Origin of the sequence: Streptomyces oceani (assembly GCF_001751245.1) — a bacterium.
GTDB classification, from domain to species: Bacteria; Actinomycetota; Actinomycetes; order Streptomycetales; family Streptomycetaceae; genus Streptomyces; species Streptomyces oceani.
On the sequence record NZ_LJGU01000127.1, the window covers coordinates 251299 to 275536 of the forward strand.

At 71.3% G+C, this 24238-nt stretch carries 24 protein-coding genes; 13 read left to right on the forward strand and 11 right to left on the reverse strand.

Features of this window, described 5'->3' with window-relative positions; genetic code table 11:
- Positions 1-183 precede the first annotated feature (183 nt).
- Positions 184-873, reverse strand: coding sequence for a TerB family tellurite resistance protein (locus AN216_RS14490; protein ID WP_420855744.1), 690 nt, complete (start codon positions 871-873; stop codon positions 184-186).
- A gap of 215 nt (positions 874-1088) precedes the next feature.
- On the opposite strand from AN216_RS14490, the gene AN216_RS14495 reads away from it, so the two are divergent.
- The gene (locus AN216_RS14495) at positions 1089-1577 is read left to right on the forward strand and encodes a YflT domain-containing protein (protein ID WP_070197080.1); all 489 of its coding nucleotides are present in this window, start codon (positions 1089-1091) and stop codon (positions 1575-1577) included.
- Positions 1578-1702: 125 nt separating this feature from the next.
- Here AN216_RS14495 and leuA read toward each other — a convergent pair whose 3' ends face one another.
- Entirely contained in the window at positions 1703-3535 is a 1833-nt protein-coding gene (leuA, locus tag AN216_RS14500; protein WP_079166591.1) for a 2-isopropylmalate synthase, read from the reverse strand.
- A gap of 336 nt (positions 3536-3871) precedes the next feature.
- Here leuA and AN216_RS14505 point away from each other — a divergent pair, with 336 nt between their 5' ends.
- From AN216_RS14505 to era, 9 genes are all read left to right on the forward strand, one after another.
- The gene (locus AN216_RS14505; RefSeq protein WP_070197082.1) at positions 3872-4138 is read left to right on the forward strand and encodes a protealysin inhibitor emfourin; all 267 of its coding nucleotides are present in this window, start codon (positions 3872-3874) and stop codon (positions 4136-4138) included.
- A 2-nt stretch (positions 4139-4140) separates the two neighbouring features.
- Positions 4141-5223 carry an S-(hydroxymethyl)mycothiol dehydrogenase gene (locus tag AN216_RS14510; protein ID WP_070197083.1) on the forward strand — a complete coding sequence of 361 codons (1083 nt, stop codon included), beginning with the start codon at positions 4141-4143 and terminating at the stop codon, positions 5221-5223.
- Positions 5223-5855, forward strand: coding sequence for an MBL fold metallo-hydrolase (locus tag AN216_RS14515; protein ID WP_070197084.1), 633 nt, complete (start codon positions 5223-5225; stop codon positions 5853-5855). Before AN216_RS14510 ends, AN216_RS14515 begins: the two co-directional genes overlap by 1 nt.
- Before the next feature lie 361 nt (positions 5856-6216).
- The gene (locus AN216_RS14520; RefSeq protein ID WP_070197301.1) at positions 6217-7332 is read left to right on the forward strand and encodes a PfkB family carbohydrate kinase; all 1116 of its coding nucleotides are present in this window, start codon (positions 6217-6219) and stop codon (positions 7330-7332) included.
- A gap of 192 nt (positions 7333-7524) precedes the next feature.
- The gene (locus tag AN216_RS14525) at positions 7525-8616 is read left to right on the forward strand and encodes a PhoH family protein (RefSeq protein WP_070197085.1); all 1092 of its coding nucleotides are present in this window, start codon (positions 7525-7527) and stop codon (positions 8614-8616) included.
- 11 nt (positions 8617-8627) lie between these two features.
- Positions 8628-9128 (forward strand): rRNA maturation RNase YbeY, encoded by a 501-nt coding sequence (gene ybeY / locus AN216_RS14530; protein ID WP_070197086.1) that lies wholly within the window; start codon positions 8628-8630, stop codon positions 9126-9128.
- The gene (locus AN216_RS14535) at positions 9125-10468 is read left to right on the forward strand and encodes a hemolysin family protein (RefSeq protein ID WP_070197087.1); all 1344 of its coding nucleotides are present in this window, start codon (positions 9125-9127) and stop codon (positions 10466-10468) included. Before ybeY ends, AN216_RS14535 begins: the two co-directional genes overlap by 4 nt.
- A gap of 58 nt (positions 10469-10526) precedes the next feature.
- On the forward strand, positions 10527-10877 hold the full coding sequence (locus AN216_RS14540; RefSeq protein WP_070197088.1) for a cytidine/deoxycytidylate deaminase family protein: 351 nt from the start codon (positions 10527-10529) through the stop codon (positions 10875-10877).
- A gap of 159 nt (positions 10878-11036) precedes the next feature.
- Complete coding sequence (era, locus tag AN216_RS14545) at positions 11037-11987, forward strand: GTPase Era (RefSeq protein ID WP_070197089.1); 951 nt, start codon at positions 11037-11039, stop codon at positions 11985-11987.
- Between the two features lie 54 nt (positions 11988-12041).
- On the opposite strand, the gene AN216_RS14550 is transcribed toward era, so the two are convergent.
- The 7 genes from AN216_RS14550 to hrcA all read right to left on the reverse strand — a co-directional run bounded on the left by AN216_RS14550 (position 12042) and on the right by hrcA (position 18303).
- Positions 12042-12644, reverse strand: a complete 603-nt coding sequence (locus tag AN216_RS14550; RefSeq protein WP_070197302.1) for a Uma2 family endonuclease — start codon at positions 12642-12644, stop codon at positions 12042-12044.
- Between the two features lie 119 nt (positions 12645-12763).
- Positions 12764-13669 (reverse strand): ribonuclease Z, encoded by a 906-nt coding sequence (locus tag AN216_RS14555; protein WP_070197090.1) that lies wholly within the window; start codon positions 13667-13669, stop codon positions 12764-12766.
- Between the two features lie 15 nt (positions 13670-13684).
- Positions 13685-14062 (reverse strand): histidine triad nucleotide-binding protein, encoded by a 378-nt coding sequence (locus tag AN216_RS14560; protein WP_070197091.1) that lies wholly within the window; start codon positions 14060-14062, stop codon positions 13685-13687.
- 155 nt (positions 14063-14217) lie between these two features.
- The gene (locus AN216_RS14565; protein WP_070197092.1) at positions 14218-14961 is read right to left on the reverse strand and encodes a 16S rRNA (uracil(1498)-N(3))-methyltransferase; all 744 of its coding nucleotides are present in this window, start codon (positions 14959-14961) and stop codon (positions 14218-14220) included.
- On the reverse strand, positions 14958-16043 hold the full coding sequence (locus tag AN216_RS14570) for a nitronate monooxygenase (RefSeq protein ID WP_070197093.1): 1086 nt from the start codon (positions 16041-16043) through the stop codon (positions 14958-14960). The genes AN216_RS14565 and AN216_RS14570 overlap by 4 nt, the downstream gene beginning before the upstream one ends.
- Before the next feature lie 109 nt (positions 16044-16152).
- A complete protein-coding gene (gene dnaJ / locus AN216_RS14575; protein ID WP_070197094.1) occupies positions 16153-17286 on the reverse strand; it encodes a molecular chaperone DnaJ in 1134 nt (377 codons plus the stop codon).
- Positions 17287-18303, reverse strand: a complete 1017-nt coding sequence (gene hrcA, locus AN216_RS14580; protein WP_070197095.1) for a heat-inducible transcriptional repressor HrcA — start codon at positions 18301-18303, stop codon at positions 17287-17289.
- Between the two features lie 248 nt (positions 18304-18551).
- Between hrcA and AN216_RS14585 the strand changes: the two genes are divergently transcribed.
- Positions 18552-19274, forward strand: coding sequence for an MBL fold metallo-hydrolase (locus AN216_RS14585; protein WP_070197096.1), 723 nt, complete (start codon positions 18552-18554; stop codon positions 19272-19274).
- 11 nt (positions 19275-19285) lie between these two features.
- On the forward strand, positions 19286-20134 hold the full coding sequence (locus AN216_RS14590) for a DUF3097 domain-containing protein (RefSeq protein ID WP_070197097.1): 849 nt from the start codon (positions 19286-19288) through the stop codon (positions 20132-20134).
- Positions 20135-20162: 28 nt separating this feature from the next.
- Here the strand turns inward: AN216_RS14590 and AN216_RS14595 are convergent, their stop codons facing one another.
- Positions 20163-20714: a Uma2 family endonuclease gene (locus AN216_RS14595; RefSeq protein WP_070197303.1), complete on the reverse strand. Its 552-nt coding sequence runs from the start codon at positions 20712-20714 to the stop codon at positions 20163-20165.
- Positions 20715-20825: 111 nt separating this feature from the next.
- Between AN216_RS14595 and hemW the strand changes: the two genes are divergently transcribed.
- Positions 20826-22058 (forward strand): radical SAM family heme chaperone HemW, encoded by a 1233-nt coding sequence (hemW, locus tag AN216_RS14600; RefSeq protein ID WP_070197304.1) that lies wholly within the window; start codon positions 20826-20828, stop codon positions 22056-22058.
- Between the two features lie 62 nt (positions 22059-22120).
- Here hemW and AN216_RS14605 read toward each other — a convergent pair whose 3' ends face one another.
- Positions 22121-24013 (reverse strand): AMP-dependent synthetase/ligase, encoded by a 1893-nt coding sequence (locus AN216_RS14605; protein WP_070197098.1) that lies wholly within the window; start codon positions 24011-24013, stop codon positions 22121-22123.
- Between the last annotated feature and the right edge of the window lie 225 nt (positions 24014-24238).

A 24238-nucleotide genomic window follows, 5' to 3' on the forward strand; every position in this document is an offset into this window, starting at 1 on the left:
CCGCGCCGGGCGCGGTACGCCGCGGGCCCGCGCCGGAGAGGGCCGAGACGGCCCGGAAGGACGGTGGCCGGGCAGGCCGGTGAGCCGCCGGCGCGGGCGCCCATGAGCCCCGGCCCAGGCTCACCCGAGCCGCACGGCCCGTGCCGCGGAAGGGGCAGGGGACTCGGGAAGGGGAGAAAGCGCTCAGGAAGGGGTGCGCGCGGTGGCGAGCAGCCGCTCGATGTCCCCTCCCCGCAGGCTGAGGACCTCGCCGACCGTCTCCAACACCTCCCGCTCCGCCGCGACGTACGGGCCGTCGGCGAGCGCGACCACCGCCCCCCGCAGCAGCAGCGCCTCCCGGCCCGAGGCCGCCAGATGCGGAGCCAACGGGCGCAGGACCTGGGCCACCTCAACACCGGCGGCGGAGGGTACGACCGCGCCCTCGCCGGCCGTCGGGCGCCGCTCCGCCTCGAGCGCGGCGAGCAGGGTGATCAGCTGATCCTCCGCACAATCGGAGTATCCAGCGTCGCGCAAAACTGCGACAGCCGCCTCGCGGCTGACACGTGAGCCGCCGCCACCCGCGGCGAGGACGGCCAGTACGACGGAGTGCGTCGCGTCCCGAAGCATCGCCGAAAGCCGTCCGGTGGTGGGCTCGGACAGCGCCTCCAGGCCGAAGTGGCCCCGGCAGGCCGCGCATTCGACCACCGTCGCCGCCGCCCCGCGCGGCAGCAGCGGCAGGCCCAGCAGGACGAATCTGCGCCGCCCGGTGCGCCGTCGATAGCCGCGGTCACCACCACACTCCGGGCAGAAGAAGTCACCATCGCCGACGGTGTGCCACCTCGTGCGGATGCCCGCGACGCGCGCGGGCCCGTCTCGCCCACCACGGGAACGCATCATCCGCACCTCCAGCACGCTTCGGCAACATCGCCGGGAATGGACGTGATGTTAACCACATCCGCCAGTATCCGTCAGCCCCCTGTGGAAACCGGCGCCGACGGCCCCCGTACGCGCGAGCGCGCCCGCCGGCCCGGACACGCCGCCCGAGGTCGCGCATGGAGCGGGCGGGACGGGACACCCGTGGGGCACTGACCTCCCGAGGAGGAGCGGAGATGTCGCAGATCGACCCGACGCCCAGGAACCCGGTCACCGACCAGTGGAACACGGTGGCCAGCTTCGACGCGTACGAAGAGGCGCAGGAGGCGGTCGACCATCTGTCGGACGAGCACTTCCCGGTGGAGTACGTGGACATCGTCGGCAGCGGACTGAAGCTCGTCGAGCATGTCACCGGGCGACTCACCAAGGGCAAGGCGGCGGGCGCGGGCGCCGCCAGCGGAGCCTGGTTCGGGCTGTTCATCGGGCTGCTGGTGGGGCTGTTCACGGCAGGTCCGGTCTGGCTCGGACTGATCCTCGGCGGGGTGCTGATCGGCGCCGTGTGGGGAGCGGTCTTCGGTTTCGCCGGGCACGCGGCGACCGGCGGTCGACGCGACTTCGCGTCCACCCGGGCTCTCACGGCGACCCGGTACGACGTCATCGCGCGCGGTGGTCACGCCCAGGAGGCCCGCGACATCCTCGGGCGCGCGCGGCACGCCGCTGGTTGAGGGTGCCGAGTTCCGCGGGGGTCCCGACCGACGCGCGGAACGGGGAAGGATCGTCCCGCAACCCCGTCGGGACCCCCGCGCACCCGCACGGGTGTCCCGACGGGACGTGTGCTCAGCTCACCGGCTCACGGCCGAGCGGCGCGGTTCACCGCGGAGACCACGGCCTTGATGGACGCCCGGACGATGTTCGCGTCGATGCCCATTCCCCACAGCACCTTGTCGTCGACGGCGCACTCGATGTACGCCGCCGCCTGCGCCCCGGCTCCCTCGCTCATCGTGTGCTCGACGTAGTCCAGTAGCCGTACGTCCACCTCGACAGCGTCCCGCAGCGCGTCGAAGAACGCCGCCAGCGGGCCGTTGCCGGCGCCGGTCAGCACGGTGTCCTGACCGTCCACCGTCGCCTCCACGGTGAGGGCGTCCTGGCCCTGGCTGGTGGTGGACGTCTGCGCCGAACGCAGCGCGATACGGCCCCAGCTCTGCTCCGGCACCGGCAGGTACTCGTCCTGGAACGCCGCCCAGATGGCCGCCGGTGTGATCTCGCCGCCGTCGCTGTCGCTCCGCTCCTGGATGAGCTTCGAGAACTCGACCTGCATCCGCCGCGGCAGCGACAGGTTGTGCTCCTGCTGCAGGACGTAGGCCACACCGCCCTTTCCGGACTGCGAGTTGACCCGGATGACGGCTTCGTACGACCTGCCGACGTCCCTCGGGTCGATGGGCAGGTACGGCACCTCCCAGGTGATGTCCTCGACCGCGCTCCCCCGCTCCGCCGCGGTGGCCTCCAGCGCCTCGAAGCCCTTCTTGATGGCGTCCTGGTGGGAGCCGGAGAAGGCGGTGTACACCAGGTCGCCGACGTACGGGTGGCGGGGGTGCACCTCCATCTGGTTGCAGTACTCGTACGTCCGCCGGATCTCGTCGATCTCGGAGAAGTCCAGCTCCGGGTCCACACCCTGGGAGAAGAGGTTCATGCCCAGCGTCACCAGGTCGACGTTCCCCGTACGCTCGCCCTGTCCGAACAGGCAGCCCTCCACCCGGTCGGCGCCGGCCATCAGCGCCAGCTCGGCCGCCGCGACGGCGGTTCCCCGGTCGTTGTGCGGGTGGACCGACAGGCAGACGTGCTCCCGGCGGGAGAGGTGCCGGCCCATCCACTCGAAACGGTCCGCGTGCGTCGAGGGGGTGGAACGCTCCACGGTGGCCGGCAGGTTCAGGATGATCTCGCGCCCCTCCTCCGGCTGCCATACGTCCATCACGCCCTCGCAGATCTCCAGGGCGAAGTCCAGCTCGGTGTCGGTGAAGATCTCCGGGGAGTACTGGTAGCCGAACACGGTCTCGGGGCCCAGCAGCTTGTCGGCGTACTCCATCACCAAGCGGGTGCCGTCCACCGCGATCTGCTTGACGTCCTCCCGGGAGCCCCGGAAGACCACCCTGCGGAAGACCGGCGCGGCGGCGTTGTACAGGTGCACCGTGGCGCTCCGGGCGCCACGCAGCGACTCGACGGTGCGCTCGATCAGATCCTCGCGCGCCTGGGTGAGCACCGAGAGGGTGACGTCCTCCGGAACGGCGTCCTCCTCGATGATGGAGCGCACGAAGTCGAAGTCGGTCTGGCCTGAGGAGGGGAAGCCGACCTCGATCTCCTTGAAGCCCATGGACACCAGCAGGTCGAACATCGCACGCTTGCGGGCCGGCGACATCGGGTCGATCAGTGCCTGGTTGCCGTCCCGCAGGTCGGTCGACAGCCAGCGCGGCGCCTGGGTGACGCGTTGCTGGGGCCAGTTACGGTCCGGGATGTCGACACTCTCGTACGGCGTGTAACGGTGTACGGGCATCCCGGAGGGCCGCTGGCGCACGGTCGCGGCGGTGACGGGGGTGGCCGGGTGCACCCGGGAGGCGGCGCCGCCGGGGCGCGCGGGGCTCGTGGGGCGTACGGCAGGGGTCTCGGAACGATCGCTCGGGGCAGACATGAGACGCGGCTCCAGTCGCTGGACTCTTCGGTGGCTGGACTCTTCGGGGCTGAGAGAGGCCGACGGATGACAGCACCGATCTCCGCGGGGAGGGGGTCGGCCGTACGACTACAGACCCTCGCCGCGGCAGCTAAGGAGGAGCGTTCCGAAGCGCATGATGTCCCCACGCTAACCGAAGCACCCGGTCACCGCCGGGGGCGTATCACCATGCGGGACGGGACGTCCCCGCGCGTCGGCGTACGCCCCCGGAGCGCCCCCGGAGCCGCCCGCCCGGTGAAACGATCGAGAACGGCGAGGCCCCTTAAGTTCCGCCGCCGGCCGCGCGAGGATGGGCACATGCGCATCACCGTCACCCGGAGCGGCGGCTTCGGCGGACAGTCCCGCCGGGCGACGCTCGAAACCCAACACCGCACGGACGCCGAGGAGCTGACCACCCTCGCCCAGCACGCGCTGGCCGAGGGCCGGCGGGAACGCCCGCTCGGCGTACCGGACGGATTCCACTACGAGATCGAGTGCGACGGGACCGCCACGTACTGCGCCGACCCGCGGCTCAGTACCGCCCAGCGCGCTCTGATCACCCGAGTCCTCAAGGAGGGCGCCTGACCATGACCCAGCACGTACGCGGAGTCATCGCTCCGGGCAAGGACCAACCCGTCCGTACGGAGACCATCGTGGTGCCCGATCCCGGGCCCGGCGAGGCGGTGGTCGAGGTGCGGGCGTGCGGGGTGTGCCACACCGATCTGCACTACCGCGAGGGCGGCATCAACGACGACTTCCCCTTCCTCCTGGGACACGAGGCCGCGGGCGTGGTCGAGTCCGTCGGGGAGGGCGTCAGCGAGGTGGCCCCCGGCGACTTCGTGGTGCTCAACTGGCGCGCGGTGTGCGGGCAGTGCCGAGCCTGCGCCCGGGGGCGCCCCTGGTACTGCTTCGACACGCACAACGCCGAGCAGCCCATGACGCTGACCGACGGCACGCCCCTGTCCCCGGCGTTGGGCATCGGCGCGTTCGCCGAGAAGACACTGGTCGCCGCCGGACAGTGCACCAAGGTGCCGGAGACCGCCCCGGAGGTGGCCGGATTGCTCGGCTGCGGGGTGATGGCCGGCATCGGCGCGGCGATCAACACCGGCCAGGTCTCCCGGGGCGACTCGGTGGCGGTCATCGGCTGCGGCGGCGTGGGGGACGCGGCGATCGCGGGGTCCAGGCTGGCCGGGGCGGCCCGCGTCATCGCCGTCGACATCGACGACCGGAAGCTCGCCACCGCGCGCGAGCTGGGCGCCACCCACACGGTCAACTCCCGGCAGACCGACCCGATCACCGCGGTACGCGAGTTGACCGGCGGCTTCGGCGCCGATGTCGTCATCGAGGCGGTGGGCCGGCCGGAGACGTACGAACAGGCCTTCTACGCGCGCGACCTGGCCGGGACGGTGGTACTGGTGGGAGTGCCCACCCCGGACATGAAACTGGAGCTGCCGCTGCTGGACGTCTTCGGACGGGGCGGTTCCCTCAAGTCCTCCTGGTACGGCGACTGCTTGCCGTCCCGGGACTTCCCGATGCTGATCGACCTGCACCGACAGGGGCGGCTGGATCTGGCACCGTTCGTCACGGAGAAGATCAACCTGGACCAGGTCGAGGAGGCGTTCGCGAAGATGCACACCGGTGAGGTACTGCGCTCGGTGGTGATGTTCTGATGCCGGGCTGCCGCGTCGACCACCTGGTCACCTCCGGCACCTTCAGGCTGGACGGCGGCAGTTGGGAGGTGGACAACAACGTGTGGATCATCGGTGACGACACGGAGGCCGTCGTGATCGACGCCGCGCACGACGCCGACGCCATCGCCGAGGCAGTGGGCGGGCGTACCCTGCGCGCCATCGTGTGCACGCACGGGCACAACGACCACGTCGACGCCGCCCCCGCCCTGGCGGAACGCACCGGAGCGCCGGTGTTGCTGCACCCGGACGACGAACCGCTGTGGCGGATGACGCACCCGGACCGGCACCCGGACGGCCAACTGGCCGACGGCCAGGTGCTGACCGTGGCCGGCACGGACCTCACCGTGCTGCACACTCCCGGGCACGCGCCCGGCGCCGTGTGTCTGCACGCCCCGGAGCTGGGCACCGTCTTCACCGGAGACACCCTCTTCCAGGGCGGGCCGGGCGCCACGGGAAGGTCGTACTCGGACTTCCCGACCATCGTCGAGTCGATCCGGAACCGACTGCTGACGCTGCCCGACGACACGATCGCGCGTCCCGGGCACGGCGACTCGACCACGATCGGCGAGGAGTCCCCCGGCGTGCCGGACTGGCTGGCCCGCGGGCACTGATCCGCCTGGACCGACCAGCGGTGTCCTCGCCGGACCCACGCCACCGCACGCGTACGGGAGCAGACCCGTACGCGTGCGGTACGGCGGTCCGTACGCGCACGGCCCACGCGCACGACGCACGCGTACGGGATGACGCGCACGGGATCACCCGCCCGACGTGACCAAACCGGCGCGACCGCTCCGGAGTCTCGGCCCTCCCGGCAGTCGCGGCCGCCGCGGAAGCGCCCCGGAGCCGGCGGCGAGGCAGACTGGCCGTGCGGCGCCCGCCGCGTACGGCACGACAGGGAGAAGCACGGTGAGCACGCCCGAGACACCGGACCGGACGGCGCAGAGGTACGAGAGGCTCGGCGGCGAGGACACGATGCCTCCCGGGAGCCGGCTGCCGAAGAGTTCCGGCCGGCTGGACCCGCTCGCCGCCGTACGCGCGCCGCAGGACCCGGACTGCGACGTGTACCTCACCGGCACCGTCTTCCTGGACATCATCTTCACCGGGCTGGACGCGGCGCCCGTACGCGGCACCGAGTCCTGGGCCCGCGGCATGGGATCCAGCCCAGGCGGCGTGGCGAACATGGCCACCGCGCTGGCCCGCCTCGGCCTGCGGACCTCGCTGGCCGCCGAGTTCGGCGACGACATGTACGGCGACTACTGCCGGGAGGAGCTGGAGCTGGGCGAGGGCATCGACCTGTCGATGTCGCACACCGTGCCCGGCTGGCACTCCCCGGTCACCGTGTCCATGGCGTACGAGGGCGAGCGCACGATGGTCTCGCACGGGCACGAGACGCCGCCCGCGGACCGGGTGCCGGAGCACGCGCGGGAGGGCCCGCCCCCGGCGCGCGCCTGCGTGGCCTCCCTGGTGCCCGACGAACGCCAGGACTGGATCGCCACCGCCGCCGACCAGGGCAGCCGCGTCTTCGCGGACGTGGGCTGGGATGACACCGGCCGCTGGGAACTGGACGCGCTGCGCGGCCTGGAGCACTGCGAGGCGTTCCTTCCGAACGCCGTGGAGGCCATGCGCTACACCCGTACGGACTGCCCGCGCGCCGCCGCCCACAAGCTGGCGGAGCGGGTGCCGCTCGCCGTGGTGACGATGGGCGCGGAGGGCGCGTACGCCGTGGACGGGCGGACCGGGGAGGACGCCGAGGTGCCGGCGATCCGGGTGCCGGCGCTGGACACCACCGGAGCCGGGGACGTCTTCGTCGCCGGCTTCGTCACCGGCACTCTGGCGGGCTGGCCGCTGGCCGACCGGCTGGCCTGCGCGGGGTTGACGGCGGCGTTGTCGGTGCAGGAGTTCGGCGGCTCGCTGTCCGCTCCCGGCTGGGTGGAGATCGCCGCCTGGTACCAGCACGTGCGGTCGTACGACGACCAGGACCCGACCGCGCTGCGGCAGCGGTACGGCTTCCTGGACGGGCTGTTGCCGGGCTGCGCGCGAGCGTGGCCGCTGCGCCGGGCCGTACCGACGATCGGCTTCCGCGCGTGAGGACGGGCCGGGGCAGCTACGGACGGGACGGGGCCCGGCCGGGACGCCGGACGCACACGGCGGGGCGGCAGCGGCGGGCGGCGAGTGAGCCCCGGAAAACCCGTCGGGCTTGTCGGTGACCGGGCGTAAGCTGGGTGGTGCACGATCCACGCAGCCCCCAGAGAGGGATGAAGTAGGCCGCGCAGGCCGCCCATGACGCAGACAACCACCACCCAAGAGAACGCCAGCCAGGGCACCGCACGGTTCACCGTGCCGGCCAAACATCCGATGGTCACGGTGCTTGGATCCGGCGACTCGCTGCTGCGGGTGATCGAGACGGCGTTCCCGGAGACCGACATCCACGTCCGGGGAAACGAGGTCACCGCGACCGGCGCCCCGGAAGAGGTCGCACTGGTTCAGCGGCTGTTCGACGAGATGATGCTGGTGCTGCGGACGGGCCAGCCCATGACGGAGGACGCCGTCGAGCGCACCATCGCGATGCTGCGGGAGTCGGAGTCGGGTGCGGAGGGCGGCCACTCCGCACCCGCCCAGGTGCTCACGCAGGACATCCTCTCCAACCGGGGCCGCACCATCCGGCCCAAGACGCTCAACCAGAAGCAGTACGTCGACGCGATCGACAAGCACACCGTGGTCTTCGGGATCGGCCCGGCCGGCACCGGCAAGACGTATCTCGCGATGGCCAAGGCGGTGCAGGCGCTTCAGTCCAAGCAGGTCAACCGGATCATCCTGACCCGGCCGGCCGTCGAGGCGGGCGAGCGGCTGGGATACCTCCCCGGCACGCTCTACGAGAAGATCGACCCGTACCTCCGCCCGCTCTACGACGCGCTGCACGACATGCTCGACCCCGACTCCATCCCCCGGCTGATGACCTCCGGCACGATCGAGGTCGCACCGCTGGCATACATGAGGGGCAGAAGCCTCAATGATGCCTTCATCATCCTGGACGAGGCGCAGAACACCAATCCGGAGCAGATGAAGATGTTCCTGACCCGGCTCGGCTTCGACTCGAAGATCGTCGTCACGGGCGACATCACCCAGGTCGACCTGCCAGGCGGCACCAGGAGCGGCCTGCGGCAGGTGCGGGACATCCTGGAGGACGTGGAGGACGTGAACTTCTCCACGCTCACCAGCAGGGACGTGGTGCGGCACAAACTCGTGGGGCGGATCGTTGACGCCTATGAGCGCTACGACGTGCGCGACGGCTCCGGCAGCACACCGAACGGCGAGACCGACGCGACACGCGGTGCGCGAGACGACAGACACCAGAGCAACGGAAGCCACTGAATCCCACACCCATGTCGATCGATGTCAACAACGAGTCCGGGCGAGAGGTCGACGAGCAGTCGCTTCTCGACATCGCCCGATACGCCCTGACCAAGCTACGTATCCACCCCCTCGCGGAGCTGTCCGTCATCGCGGTGGACGCGGAGGCGATGGAACAGCTGCACCTGCAGTGGATGGATCTGCCCGGCCCGACCGACGTGATGTCCTTCCCCATGGACGAGTTGCGGCCGCCCGGCCGGGACGACGAGGAACCGCCGCAGGGGCTCCTCGGAGACATCGTGCTGTGCCCCGAGGTGGCCGAGAAGCAGGGGGCCGACGCGCCCACCGGCCACACCATGGCCGAGGAACTGCACCTGCTGACCGTGCACGGCGTGCTGCACCTCCTGGGGTACGACCACGAGGAGCCCGGTGAGCGGGCCGAGATGTTCGGACTACAGGCGGCGATCGTCGACGGCTGGCGCGCCGAGCAGGGCCTGGAAGGCCCTTCGCCGACCCCGACCACGACGTCATGAACCTCCAACTCGTCGCCGCGGCGGTCGCCCTGGTGGTGGTGGCGTGGCTGGCCGCCTGCGCGGAGGCCGGCCTGGCACGCACCACCAGCTTCCGGGCGGACGAGGTGGTGCGCTCGGGCCGGCGGGGAGCCAACCGGCTCGCCCACGTCGCCGCGGACCCGACCCGCTACCTCAACCTCGCGCTGCTGCTCCGGGTCGCCAGCGAGATGGCGGCCGGGGTGCTGGTGACGTACGCCAGCCTGGGCTACTTCGCGCACACCTGGGAGGCGCTCTCCCTCGCGATCGGCGTGATGGTGCTGGTCTCCTACGTCGCGGTGGGCGTCTCGCCCCGGACCATCGGCCGGCAGCACCCGCTCAGCACGGCGATCGCCGCCAGTTACGTCCTGGTGCCGCTCGCGCGGGTGCTCGGACCCCTCCCGCAGCTGCTCATCCTGCTGGGCAACGCGCTGACTCCCGGGAAGGGCTTCCGTCGCGGCCCGTTCGCCAGTGAGGCGGAGCTGCGGGCGATGGTCGACATGGCGGAGCAGGAGTCGCTGATCGAGGCCGAGGAACGCAAGATGGTGCACTCGGTCTTCCAGCTCGGGGACACGCTCGTGCGCGAGGTGATGGTGCCGCGTACGGACCTGGTCACGGTCGAGCGGTACAAGACCCTCCGGCAGGCCCTCACCCTGGCACTGCGCTCCGGCTTCTCCCGGATTCCGGTCGTCGGGGAGAGCGAGGACGACGTGCTGGGCATCGTCTACGTCAAGGACCTCGCCCGCAAGGTGCACATCAACCGCGAGGCCGAGTCCGAGCTGGTGTCCGCCGCGATGCGGCCGGCCACCTTCGTGCCGGACACGAAGAACGCCGGCGATCTGCTGCGGGAGATGCAGCGGGACCGGACGCACGTCGCGGTGGTGATCGACGAGTACGGCGGCACCGCTGGCGTCGTGACCATCGAGGACATCCTGGAGGAGATCGTCGGCGAGATCACCGACGAGTACGACCGCGAACTGCCACCGGTGGAGGAGCTGGGCGAGGGCAGTTACCGGGTCACCGCCCGGCTCGGTCTGGACGACCTGGAGGAGCTGTACGACCTGACCGGGCTGGACGACGACGATGTGGAGACGGTCGGCGGGCTGCTGGCCAAGTCGCTGGGCCGGGTGCCGATCCCGGGTGCGAGCACCACGGTCGACGCCACCCAGGACCGCTCCGACCCGACGCTCACCGCCCTGCGGCTGACCGCTGAGTCACCGACCGGGCGCCGGAACCGCATCGTCACGGTGTTGGTGGAACCGGTGCGTGACGCCTCGGTCCGAGAGGCCGAGGAGGAGAGGACCGCGGCCGTGTCGGACCGCTGAGGAGCGAGCGGACGGGGCCGTTCCCGTCCGCTCGGCCCGGACGCATATGCTCCCGCGTATGAGTGACGACGCCCTGGACCCGGAAGACGCCAAGCTCCTCACCCTCGCCCGCAGCACCCGCGCACGGAACGCCGTGCAGGAGGGCGCGGCGGTTCGCGACGACACCGGCCGTACGTACGTCGCCGGCACCGTGGATCTGCCCTCGCTACGGCTCAGCGCGCTGCGTACGGCCGTCGCGATGGCGGTGGCCTCCGGCGCGCGCTCGTTGGAGGCGGGTGCCGTCGTCTCGGCGGTGGAGCGGTTGCCGACCGATGACCTGGACGCCGTACGGGACTTGGGGGGCGAAGGCACGCCCGTGCTGCTCGCCGGGCCGGACGGGGTGCCGCACACCACGACGCTGGTCGGCTGACGCGGGCCCGGGCCGGACCTTCTGCGTCGCTGGACCCGGGCCGGTGCGCGTCGTCGTGAGGCCCGTACGGTCACCCGCACCGGGGCCGTACGGTCACCCGCGGCGGCCGGCTCTCCACCCGGTCCGGGGCGCCGCGCGCCATCGGGGACAATGTTCCGTATGAGCGCACCCCCTCCTGCCTCCGACACCCCCGCGGACACGCACCGCTCGGGCTTCGCGTGCTTCGTCGGCCGGCCCAACGCGGGCAAGTCGACGTTGACCAACGCGCTGGTGGGCACCAAGGTCGCCATCACCTCGACCCGCCCGCAGACCACCCGGCACACCGTGCGCGGCATCGTGCACCGGGACGACGCGCAGTTGGTGCTCGTCGATACTCCGGGTCTGCACAAGCCCCGCACGCTGCTGGGCGAACGCCTCAACGACGTCGTCCGCAGCACCTGGGCCGAGGTCGACGTCATCGGCTTCTGCCTGCCGGCCGACCAGAAGATCGGCCCCGGTGACCGATTCATCGCCCAGGAGCTGGCCGAGTCCCGCAAGACGCCGAAGGTCGCCGTTGTCACCAAGTCGGATCTGGTCGATCCGCCGGCGCTCGCCGCGCAGTTGCTCGCGGTCGAACGGCTCGGGCAAGAGTTGGGCATCGGGTGGTCCGAGATCGTCCCGGTGTCGGCGGTGGACGGACACCAGGTCGGTCTGCTGGCCGACCTCCTCGTCCCGCTGCTGCCGGAGGGGCCGGTGTTGTACCCGGACGGGGAGCTGACGGACGAGCCGGAGCGGGTGATGGTCGCCGAGCTGATCCGGGAGGCGACCTTGGAGGGCGTACGCGACGAACTGCCGCACTCCATCGCGGTGGTGGTGGAGGAGATGGGCCCGCGGCCGAACCGGCCGCGGGACAAGCCGCTGCTGGACGTGCACGCGAACATCTTCATCGAACGGCCCAGCCAGAAGGGCATCGTGATCGGCCCCAAGGGCAGGCGGCTGAAGGAGGTCGGGAGCACCTCCCGGGTCCATATCGAGGCGCTGCTCGGCACCCCGGTCTATCTCGACCTGCACGTCAAGGTCGCCAAGGACTGGCAGCGCGATCCGAAGCAGCTGCGTCGACTGGGCTTCTGACGCCAGCCTGTCGGCCGGCCAGCCTCGCGCGGGCCGGGGAAGCGCCCCGCCTGGTCAGCTGCCGGCGTGCAGGACCGACGTGACCGACAGGGTTACCGCAGCACTCACGGAGCCGGGCAGGGTGACGTGTTCCCCCGGCGCGTGCACCCGATGACCGCGGTATTCACTGATGTGCGGGTCGCTCAGCACGTGGAGCCGACTGTGCTTACGGTCGACGATCAGATAAAGCGGAATCCCGGCTACCGCGTACGCCACCACCTTGGCCCGCAGGTCATTGGCGGAGTTGGTGGACGTGACCTCGATAACCATGCGGAAGGCGATCGGGTCATAGCAGTTGTTCTCACGCAGGTGCTCTCGGTAGTCGGCGTCGACCACCGAGAGGTCAGGCACGGCGAAGTCGGCTGGGCCGCCGGGAAGCCATACGCCGGCGCCCTGGAGCACCCGGGTGTGCGCACCGTGCAGCTCGGCGAGCGCGAAGGTCAGATCCGTCAGGGCCTCCGCGTGCGGCCCGTCCGGCGGTGGTGTCACGGTGATCTGGCCCCCGATGATCTCGACGCGATAGCCCGCCGGCAGCTCTGACCGCAGTCGCTGAGCCTGCCGCAACAGGCCCTCCCCACGCTCGCCGTCACATGGACGCTCGACTGCGGCTGCGGACATGCACGCCTCCCGGGACTGGTTCGCGACCATCATCGTAGAACGGGCGGCCACGGCGTGCTCCACGCTCGGCTCGTCCCCGGGACGAGTGACCCCAGCTGGCACGCGTCCGGCACGGTGGCTCAGCGGCGCTTGGGCACCGGGATGCGGTCCAGGTCCCGGGCAGCCGTGAGTTCCCCCTCGAATCCGGCGGCACGCGCCTGGCGTACGAACGCCTCCGGGTCCGGGTAACGCTGGCTGAAGTGCGTGAGCACCAGATGCCGTACGCCCGCGTCCGCGGCGACCCGGCCGGCCTGTCCGGCGGTCAGATGGCCGTGTTCGCCGGCGAGCGTGGCGTCCTCGTCCAGGAAGGTGGACTCGATCACCAGCAGGTCGCAGCCCTCGGCCAGTTCCTCCACGCCCGCGCACATCCGGGTGTCCATGACGAACGCGAAGCGCTGCCCCCGGCGGGGCACGCTGACCTGCTCGAGCGTGACGCCACGGAGCGCGCCCTCGCGTCGTAGCCGCCCGACGTCCGGGCCGCTGATCCCGTACCCCGCGAGCCGTTCCGGCAGCATCCTGAGACCGTCCGGCTCCTCCAGTCGGTAGCCGAATGACTCGACGGGGTGCGAGAGTTGGCGCGCGCTCAGGGCGTACGCCGGTCCCTCGTACAGCACTTCGGAACGCAGTACGGGCGCCGGGCGCAGCGGCACCGTCTCGCGGTAGGCCGTCGCGTACCGCAGGCGGTCGAAGAAGCGCTGGCCGCTGGCCGGGAAGTGCGCGGTGATCGGATGCGGCACCCGGTCCAGGTTGATGCGCTGGATCACTCCGGCCAGTCCGAGGGAGTGGTCACCGTGGAAGTGGGTGACGCAGATCCGGTTGAGGTCGTGTGCGGCCACCGAGGCCCGCAGCATCTGACGCTGGGTGCCCTCGCCGGGGTCGAAGAGGATGCCCTCGCCGTCCCAGCGCAGGACGTAGCCGTTGTGGTTGCGGTGCCGGGTCGGGACCTGGCTGGCGGTGCCGAGTACCACCAGTTCGCGTACGGACAACAGCGGTCACCCCGGTCAGCCGGGCGGCCAGTCGAGGCCGCGCCCGCCGAGGACGTGGGCGTGCGCGTGGAAGACGGTCTGTCCGGCGCCCGTACCGGTGTTGAAGACCACCCGGTAGCCCGTGCCGGGGCCGCCCTCGGACACCGCGAGCTTCTCCAGCGCTGCCACCTCGCCCGCCTCCCGCAACACGTCCGCGGCGACCTGCGGTGCCTCGGTGGCCAACGTCACCGCGTCCCGGTGGTGCGCCTTCGGGATCACCAACACGTGGACGGGGGCCTGTGGGTTGATGTCCCGGAACGCCACGGTGGTCTCGGTGTCCCGTACGACGGTAGCGGGCACCTCACCCGCCACGATCTTGCAGAACAGGCAGTCGGCCTGCGGTTCTCCCGCCACTGTGGCGCCTCCCGCTGTCGATGAGGAATCCGTACGCACCGGATGCTACCGGCAACCGACCAGCGCGCTCGGCTCCGCACCCCGCGGACGGGCGTACGGCCATGACCCTGGTGCCGGCCTGACGCTGGCGCGCCGACGCCGGTACCACCACATGCTCAGGCGCCACCCCAGCGTCCCGTACGCCCCATCAGCAGCGCCGCGGCGGCCGTACCAGCCGTGGAGGTGCGCAGCACGCTCGGGCCGAGCCGGTACGGCTGGGCACCCGCCTCGGCGAACGCCCCCAGTTCGGCCGGGCTGATCCCGCCCTCCGGACCCACCACCAGCACGATGTCACCCTCCGCCGGCAGTTCGGCGGCGGCGAGCGGGAGCCCACCCTCCTCGTGCAGTACGGCACCGAACGCGGCGGCCGCCAGCCAGCGGGCCGGCTCCGTCCCCCCGATCGGCTCCGCGACGTGCGGAAAGCGCAGTCTTCTCGCCTGCTTGCCCGCCTCCCGCGCAGTACGCCGCCACTTCTCGAGCGACTTCGCGGCGCGCTCGCCCCGCCACTGGGTGACACAACGGGAGGCCGCCCAGGGCACGATGGTGTCCACACCGGTCTCCGTCATGGTCTCCACCGCCAACTCACCCCGCTCTCCCTTGGGCAGCGCCTGGACCACGGTCAGCCGGGGCCGTGGCGGCGGTTCCGTGCGCACCCGGGTCACCTCGGCTGTCAGCCGGTCCTTGCCCTCGACCGAGAGCACCGTGGCGTCCGCGCCGGTGCCCTCACCGTCGGTCAGCGTGATCTCCTCACCGGGCTTCACGCGGCGTACGGACACCGCGTGCCGCCCCTCGGGCCCGTCCAGGAGGAGACGGCCGGCGGCGAGCGCCTGCGGGGCGGCGACGAACATCGGAGCGGTCACGCGACGCCTCGCTCGGTCATGCCCTCCCGGGCCACGGACAGTTCGGCCGCGAGCACCTCCACCAGCTGCCCGGCCGGCAGATCCCGCGCCAGCTGGTGGCCCTGACCCGCCCACAGCGCCATGCCCTGCGGGTCACCGACACGCGCCGCGGCCTTTCGCAGCCCGGCGGTGAGGTGGTGGACCTGTGGATACGCGGCGGGCGCGTACGGTCCGTGCTCCCGCACGAAGCGGTTGACCAGCCCGCGGGCGAGTCTGCCGGAGAAGGCCCGGGTGAGTTCGGTGCGGCCGTACAGCGGGTCCGTCAGGGCCCGCTTGTGCAGCGGACTGGCCCCGGACTCCGGGCACGCCAGGAACGCGGTGCCCAACTGCGCCGCGCTCGCACCCGCGGCCAGCACGGCGGCGACCTGTCCGCCCCGCATCAGCCCGCCGGAGGCGATCATGGGAAGCCGCACCGTCTCCTTGATCCGGGTCAGCAGCGGCAGCAGCGCGCTGTGTGAACCGGTGCCGTCCAACTCGGGATCGTCCTCGTACGAGCCGTGGTGCCCGCCGGCCTCCACACCCTGCACGCACACCGCGCCGGCACCGGCTGCCTCCGCCTGCTGAGCCTCGGGGACCGAGGTGACGGTGACCACGGTGAACGTACCCAGTCCGGCGAGGCGTTCGAGGACCTGCGGAGCGGGGCAGCCGAAGGTGAACGAGACCAACGGCACCGGGTGCTCGAGCAGTACGGCCAACTTGCCCTCGAAGGCGTCGTCAGCGCCCTGGTCGGTGTCTCCCAGCGGCGTCTCGTACCACCTGGCCTCTCCGGCGAGTTGCTCGCGGTAGCCCCGCAGCGCGGCCGGGTCGGCGTTGTCCGGCTGCGGCAGGAAGAGGTTCACGCCGAACGGCCGGTCGTTCAGCCCGCGCAGCTGTCGGATCTCCCCGTACATCGCCTCCGGCGTCTTGTAACCCGCGGCGAGGAAACCGAGGCCGCCGGCCTCGCCCACCGCCGCGGCCAGCTCCGGACCGGCGGCACCGCCGGCCATCGGAGCCTGCACGAGGGGGTGTTCGGAGAAGTCAGCGAGCGCTGTCCCAGCGGCCATGACGTCATCCTGTCACGCGGCCGCGCCCCGCACCTCCCCGCCCGCGCCGAGACGGGACGCCGGTGTCCGGGGATCCGTGTACTGCTGGGCCTCAGCGGACGTTTGGGGCTCAGCGGCCGTTGAAGGCATCCTTCAATCGGGAGAACAGCCCCTGTTGCCCGGGCTGGAAGTGCCCCTCCGGCCGCTCCTCACCGCGCATCTGGGAGAGCTGGCGCAGCAACTCCTCCTGCTCCGTGTCCATCTTGGTCGGCGTCAACACCTCGACGTGCACGATCAGCTGGCCCCGGCCACCGCCGCGCAGGTGTGTGACACCACGCTCGTGCAGCGGGATCGACTGGCCGGACTGGGTGCCGGGCCGGATGTCCACCTCTTCCTTGCCGTCCAGCGTCTCGAGCGGCACCTTGGTGCCCAGCGCGGCGGCCGTCATGGGGATGGTGACCGTGCAGTGCAGGTCGTCGCCACGACGCTGGAAGGTGGGGTGCGACGCTTCGTGGATCTCCACGTAGAGGTCGCCCGCGGGCCCGCCGCCCGGGCCGACCTCGCCCTCGCCGGCGAGCTGGATACGGGTGCCGTTGTCGACACCGGCCGGCACCTTGACGGTGAGCGTACGCCGCGAGCGGATACGGCCGTCTCCCGCGCACTCCGGGCACGGGGTGGGCACCACCGTGCCGAAACCCTGGCACTGCGGGCAGGGGCGGGAGGTCATGACCTGGCCCAGGAAGGAACGGGTGACCTGGGAGACCTCCCCACGGCCCCGGCACATGTCACAGGTCTGCGCGGAGGTCCCGGGGGCGGCGCCCTCGCCGCTGCAACTGCCGCAGACCGTCGCCGTGTCGACCTGGATGTCCTTGGTCGTGCCGAAGGCGGCCTCGTCCAACTCGACGTCGAGCCGGATCATGGCGTCCTGACCCCGACGGGTACGCGAACGCGGTCCGCGCTGCGAGGCCGTACCGAAGAAGGCGTCCATGATGTCGGAGAAGTTCCCGAAGCCCGCGCCGAAACCGCCGGCCCCGCCGCCACCGGCAGCCGAGGCCGGGTCGCCACCGAGGTCGTAGACCTGCTTCTTCTGGGGATCGGACAGCACCTCGTAGGCGGTGTTGATCTCCTTGAAGCGGTCCTGGGTCTTCGGGTCCGGGTTGACGTCCGGGTGGAGTTCCCGCGCCAACCGGCGGAAGGCCTTCTTGATCTCGTCCTGCGAGGCGTCCCGCTGCACGCCGAGGACCGCGTAGTAGTCCGTCGCCACTTACGACTCCGCGAGGATCTGTCCGACGTAACGTGCCACTGCGCGTACCGCTCCCATCGTTCCGGGGTAGTCCATCCGGGTCGGCCCGACCACGCCGAGCTTGGCGACCGCCTCTTCGCCTGAACCGTAGCCGACCGATACCACCGATGTGGAACTCAGGCCCTCATGGGCGTTCTCATGACCGATTCGCACGGTCATGCCCGAGTCGGTGGCCTCCCCCAGGAGTTTGAGCAGGACGACCTGTTCCTCCAGTGCTTCCAGCACCGGCCGGATGGTGAGGGGAAAATCATGGTCGAAGCGGGTGAGATTGGCGGTGCCGCCGATCATCAGCCGCTCCTCGGTCTCCTCGACCAGTGTCTCCAACAGCGTGGCGAGCACCGCCGAGATCGTGCCACGGTCCTCCGCGTCGAAGCCCTCCGGGAGGTCCTGCACCAGCCGCGGCACCTCCGCGAAGCGCTGACCGGCGATGCAGCTGTTCAGCCGGGCACGCAGGTCCGCGACGGTGTTGTCGACGATCGGCGCGGGGCAGTCGACCAACCGCTGCTCGACCCGCCCCGTATCGGTGATCAGCACCAGCATCAGCCGCGCCGGCGCCAGAGACAGCAGCTCCACGTGCCGCACGGTGGAGCGGGTGAGCGAGGGATACTGCACCACCGCGACCTTGCGGGTCAACTGCGCCAGCAGCCGGACCGTACGCCCCACCACGTCGTCCAGGTCCACGGCGCCGTCCAGGAAGTTCTGGATGGCGCGGCGCTCCGGTGAGGTCATCGGCTTGACTCCGGCCAACCGGTCGACGAAGAGCCGATAGCCCTTGTCGGTCGGCACCCGCCCGGCGCTGGTGTGCGGCTGCGCGATGAAGCCGTCGTCCTCCAGCGCCGCCATGTCGTTACGGACCGTGGCTGGGGAGACCTGCAGGTTGTGCCGCTCGGTCAGCGCCTTGGAACCAACCGGCTCCTCCGTGCCGACGTAGTCCTGAACGATGGCGCGCAGCACTTCCAGTCTTCGTTCACCGAGCATCCGCGCACCTCCTTCACAAGCGGCTCCGGTCCCGCGGCCTGGCACTCACGACCGGGGAGTGCCAGTCACCGGAGCAAGTGTACGGCCGGATGCCGTGCGGGGGGCAAGGGTGGGCGCGGGCGAGCACGGCGGGTGATCGCGAGGGCACCCCCGCGCCGGACGCCGGGCCGCCGAGTGCCAGACGCCGGACGCGGGATGCGCGAGGGCCGCGGGATGCGCGAGGGCCGCGGGCCGGATAGCGTCCCGGTGTGCGCGCTCCCCCGGAAGAACTCACGCCCGGAGTCGTACGCTTCCGGCTCCCCCGCTGGGACGCGACGGTCGGCGCCGTCGCCGGGGCCGACGGAGTACTCGTCGTCGACGCCGGGTCGAGCCTGCGCGAGGGCGCCGCCGTCCGGCACGCCGTACGGCAACGTTTCGGCCTGCCGGTGACCCAACTGGCACTCACCCATGCCCACTTCGACCATGTGCTCGGTGCCGCCGCCTTCGCCGGCGCCCGGGTGTACGGCGCGGTGGGGGTGGACACGCTCCTCGGCTCGGCCGGCCGGGTCTCGCTGTACGAGGAGGCCGTCCGGCACGGTCTGGGACGGGAAGCCGCGGCGGAGGCGGCCGACGTCCTCGTACGGCCGAGGCACGCCGTGTCCGGCGAGCTGACCCTGTCTCTCGGTGGCGGTCGGCAGGTGCTGCTCGCCAACGTCGGCCCAGGACACACGGGACACGATCTGGCCGTGTTCGTGCCGGGCCACACCCCTGGCGAAGCTGAGACGGTCTTCTGCGGTGACCTCGTGGAGGAGTCCGGCCCGCCGCAGGCCGGGGCGGACGCCCGCCCCAGCCGCTGGCCCGAGGCCCTGGACCGGCTGCTGGCGCTCGGCGGCCCGGACGCCGCCTACGTGCCCGGGCACGGCGCCGTGGTGGACGCGGCGTTCGTACGCGCTCAACGCGACCACCTGGCTCGGCGGTTCGGTGCCGGGTGAAGAATGGGCGCATGCGCAGCCGCAGTTACGACCCGGATCTCACCCCACCCTGGAAGCGCCGGAAGACCGCCACCGAGGTGACCGCCGCACCCGGACTGGTGGTCGAGGAGGTCAGCACCGGCTTCTGCGGGGCGGTGATCCGCTGTGAGAAGACGGCGCGGGGCCTCACCGTCACCCTGGAGGACCGCTTCGGCAAGCACCGGGTCTTCCCCATGGAGCCACGGGGTTTCCTGTTGGAGGGCCAGCCGGTGACTCTCGTACGGCCACGCGCCGCCACCCCGACTTCCCCCGCGGGGAAGGGGCGCACCGCCTCGGGCTCGGTCGCGGTGCCGGACACCCGGGCACGGGTGGCGCGCGCCGGGCGGATCTACGTCGAGGGGCGGCACGACGCCGAGCTGGTGGAGAAGGTCTGGGGAGACGACCTGCGGATCGAGGGCGTGGTGGTGGAGTACCTCGCGGGGGTGGACGATCTCCCGGGCGTGGTGCGGGAGTTCGGTCCGGGCCCGGACGCCAGGCTGGGCGTACTGGTGGACCACCTGGTGCCGGGGTCGAAGGAGTCGCGCATCGCTGCCCAGGTGACTCATGAGGACGTGCTGGTCGTGGGGCATCCGTACATCGACATCTGGCAGGCAGTGAAGCCGGCCTCGGCGGGGATCGAGGCATGGCCCCGGGTGCCGCGCGGGCAGGACTGGAAGACCGGCGTGTGCCGAGCCCTGGGCTGGCCGGACAACACGGGCGCGGCATGGCAGCGGCTGCTGGGGGCGGTGGGGTCGTACAAGGACCTGGAACCGGAACTGCTGGGGCGGGTGGAGGAGCTGATCGACTTCGTGACGGCGCCGCCCGACGGGCACCCGGGCTGAGACCCGCGCGGCAGCGGGACCGGCAGGGTCAGGGCTGGGTACGGAACGAGGACGTCTCGAGCGTGACGTCCAGCGACTCAAGCGGGATCGGCTCCTCGAACTTGGAGATCCGCTCCACCCGGTAGTCAGCCGCCGCTCCAACACCGGCCGGCTCCGTGAACAGCACGCAACGACCCGACAGCGGATCGATCACCAGATACGCCGGCACGCCACCAGCGGCGTAGATCGAGCGCTTCAGCCGATAGTCCCGATCGACGCTGTTCCTCGAGACGACCTCCAGAACCAGTGTCACCGCAGGGGCCGGAATCAGCCGCCCCGGCCCCTCGAACGCAGCTGGGTCCAGCACCACGAGGCCTGGCTGCGGCTCGCTGGCCTCGCCGGGAATGGCGATGTCCTGCGTCTGTAGTCGATCCCACCGCGCGGGCGGGATCTGGTCCGCCACGGACTGCACGATCTTGTTGTGCACCCAGTCCGAGCCGGCCATCATCACGATGTCCCCCCGCAACAGCTCAGCCTTGTACCCCTCCGGCACCTCAAGTTGTTCGAAGAGCTGTATCGCCCGGTCATCAATGGCTGTCACCGCTTCGCCCTCCCACTCCGTGTGCACTCAGAGTAACGCTCCTCGGAGGTACACGCACCAGCTGGGATACGGGGCCACGCCTTCGGGTGACGATGCCGGACAATGGCGTTCATGCCCTCCGCACTACCCGACGGCGAGCCGGTCCCCGAGAACGGCTCGCTCCCCGACCACGCCCTCGAGAGCGCCACCTCCCGCCCGCTGGGCTTCTATCTGCACGTGCCGTACTGCGCCACCCGCTGTGGCTACTGCGACTTCAACACCTACACCGCCGAGGAGCTGACCGGCGCCGACGGCACCCGGGCGTCCAGGGAGACCTACGCCGCCAATCTGGCGGAAGAGCTGCGGCTGGCCCGTAAGGTGCTCGGCGACGACCCCCGTTCGATCAGGACCGTCTTCGTCGGTGGCGGCACTCCCACCCTGCTGCCCCCGGCGGATCTCGGCCATCTCCTGGACGTGCTCCGCGCGGAGTTCGGACTGGCGCCGGACGCCGAGATCACCACGGAGGCGAATCCGGAGTCCGTGGGCCCGGCCTCGCTGGAGAAGCTCCGCGCGGCCGGCTTCAACCGGATCTCCTTCGGCATGCAGAGTGCCCGACAGCACGTGCTGCGGGTCCTTGAGCGTACGCACACGCCCGGTCGCCCGGAGGCGTGCGTCGCGGAGGCACGCGCGGCGGGTTTCGAGCAGGTCAGCCTGGACCTGATCTACGGCACCCCCGGCGAGTCCGAGGACGACTGGCGGGCCTCGCTGGACGCCGCGCTGGCCGCCGGCCCCGACCACGTCTCGGCGTACGCGCTGATCGTCGAGGAAGGCACCCGGCTGGCCCGGCGGATTCGCCGCGGCGAGATCCCACCCACCGACGACGACCAGCACGCCGACCGCTACCTCCAGGCCGAGGAGACACTGAGCGCGGCGGGCCTGCGGTGGTACGAGGTCTCCAACTGGGCGACGGACGACGCCGCCCGCTGCCGGCACAACGAGTTGTACTGGACCGGTGGCGACTGGTGGGGCGCCGGTCCGGGCGCGCACAGCCACGTCGGCGGGGTCCGCTGGTGGAACGTCAAGCACCCGGCCGCGTACGCCCAGGCCCTCGCGGAGGGGCGTACGCCGGGCGCCGGACGGGAGGTGCTGACCGCCGACGACCGTCGGTTGGAACGGGTCCTGCTGGAGCTGCGGCTCGTCGACGGCTGTCCTCTGGACCTCCTCGCCCCCGAGGGGGCGCGCGCCGCCGGCCGCGCGCTGGAGGACGGCCTGCTCCGCCCCGAGGCGTACGACCGCGGGCGGGCCGCACTCACGCTGCGCGGGCGGCTGCTGGCCGACGCGGTGGTCCGCGGCCTGGTGGACTGAGCGCCTGGGAGGCGCACGTCCACCAGGCCGGCACGACCGGCTGGGCTCGAGTTCGCGGAGGGTCAGGCGGCGCGGGACCCCTCGTACATCTCGTCGATCAGGTGCTTGAACTCGCGCTCCACCACCGGCCGCTTGACCTTGAGGCTGGGGGTCAGCTCGCCGTGCTCGATGTCGAGGTCGCGCGGCAGGATGCGGAACTTCTTGATCCTCTGCCAGCGCTGCAGACCCGAGTTGAGCTGCTCGACGTAGCCGTCGATTAGTTCCCGTACCTCGTCGGAGGCGACCACCGCTTCGTAGGGCTTGTCCTTGAGCGACTCGTGTTCGCTGGCCCACTGGGTCAGCGAGGGCTCGTCGAGCGCGATCAGCGCCGTGCAGAAGTTCCGGTCCGCGCCGTGCACCAGGATGTTGGAGACGTACGGGCAGACGGCCTTGAACTGGCCCTCGACCTCCGCCGGCGCGATGTACTTGCCGCCGGACGTCTTGATCAGGTCCTTCTTACGGTCGGTGATCCGCAGGTAGCCGTCGGAGGACAACTCGCCGATGTCCCCGGTGTGGAACCAACCGTCACTCTCCAGCACCTCGGCCGTCTTCTCCGGGAGGCCGTGGTAGCCCTGCATGATGCCGGGGCCGCGCAGGAGGACCTCACCGTCGTCCGCGATCCGTACCTCCGTGCCGGGCAACGGCTTGCCGACGGTGCCGGTCCGGTACGCCTCTCCGGGGTTCACGAAGCTCGCGGCGCTCGACTCCGTGAGGCCGTAGCCCTCGAGGATGTGGATGCCGGCACCGGAGAAGAAGAACCCGATGTCCGGGGCCAACGCGGCGGAGCCGGAGACGCAGGCGCGCAGCCTGCCGCCGAACGCCTCCCGTAGCTGGGCGTAGACCAGTCGGTCGGCGACGGCGTGCTTGGCCTTGAGGCCGGCGGGAGCGCTGGCGACGCCGGTACGGCGGTAGTTGTCCTGGGTGACCTTGCCGTACTCGCGAGCCACCCCGGCCGCCCACTGGAAGATCTTGTACTTCGCCGCGCCGCCCGCCTTCGCCTTGGCCGCGACGCCGTTGTAGACCTTCTCGAAGATCCGCGGCACGGCGGCCATGTACGTCGGGCGCACCACCGGAAGGTTGTCGATGATCTTGTCGACCCGACCGTCCACGGCCGTCACGTGCCCGACCTCGACCTGCCCCGCGGTCAGCACCTTGCCGAAGACGTGTGCCAGCGGCAGCCAGAGATACTGCACGTCCTCGCCGTTGACCAGGCCGGTCTGGGCGATCGCCCTGGCCATGTAGGACCAGCACTCGTGCGGCAGCCGTACGCCCTTGGGCTTGCCGGTCGTGCCGGAGGTGTAGATGAGGGTGGCGAGTTGGTCGCTGCGCAGCGTCCCGACGCTGTCCCGGACGCTCTCGGGCTGTTCCTCCAGGTGCGCGTTGCCCCGCCGGATCAGCTCGTCGAGTGAGAGGACCCAGCCCTCCGGGTCCTCGGACCGGGCGACGGCGTCCGCCTGCTCCATCACCACGACGTGAGCCAGTCGCGGCAGTTCGTCCCGCTTCTCCCGAACCTTCGCCAGCTGCGCGGCGTCCTCGGCGATCAGCACGCGGCTCTCCGAGTCGGAGAGGATGTACGCCGTCTCGTCCGTGTTCGTGCTCGGGTAGACCGTGGTGGTGGCCGCTCCGGAACACAGCACCCCGAAGTCGCACAGAATCCAGTCGACCCGGGTGCTGGAGGCCAGGGCGACCCGCTCCTCCGGTTGGATGCCCAGCTTCATCAGGCCGGCGGCGATCGCGGAGACCCGCTCGCCGGCCTCCCGCCAGGTGTAGGACCCCCAGGTCTCGGACCCGCCCGGGGTGGTCGCCGGCACCGGATACCGGTACGCCTCCGCGTCCGGAGTGGCCGTCACGCGCTCCAGGAACACGTGCGCCACGGATGGCGGCCGGTCTTCGATCAGGGACTGTGTGTCGCTCACGCCAACCTCCGGGCCCGAATCTGCTGCTTGTGCGTGCTCGCTCGCGGGTTCGTCCGCGCGGAGAACGTCGCGGCGGACACACGGGGCACTTTTGTGACTCACGAGTAACTATTGATCGGCGATCAGCGTAGAGGTCACAGCGCCGTAATGTAAGGGGGACGGGGGGCGGTCGATACGGGAGCGTGACCCCGCCACCCGCGGTCACCCGCGAAGCCGCCATCGAAC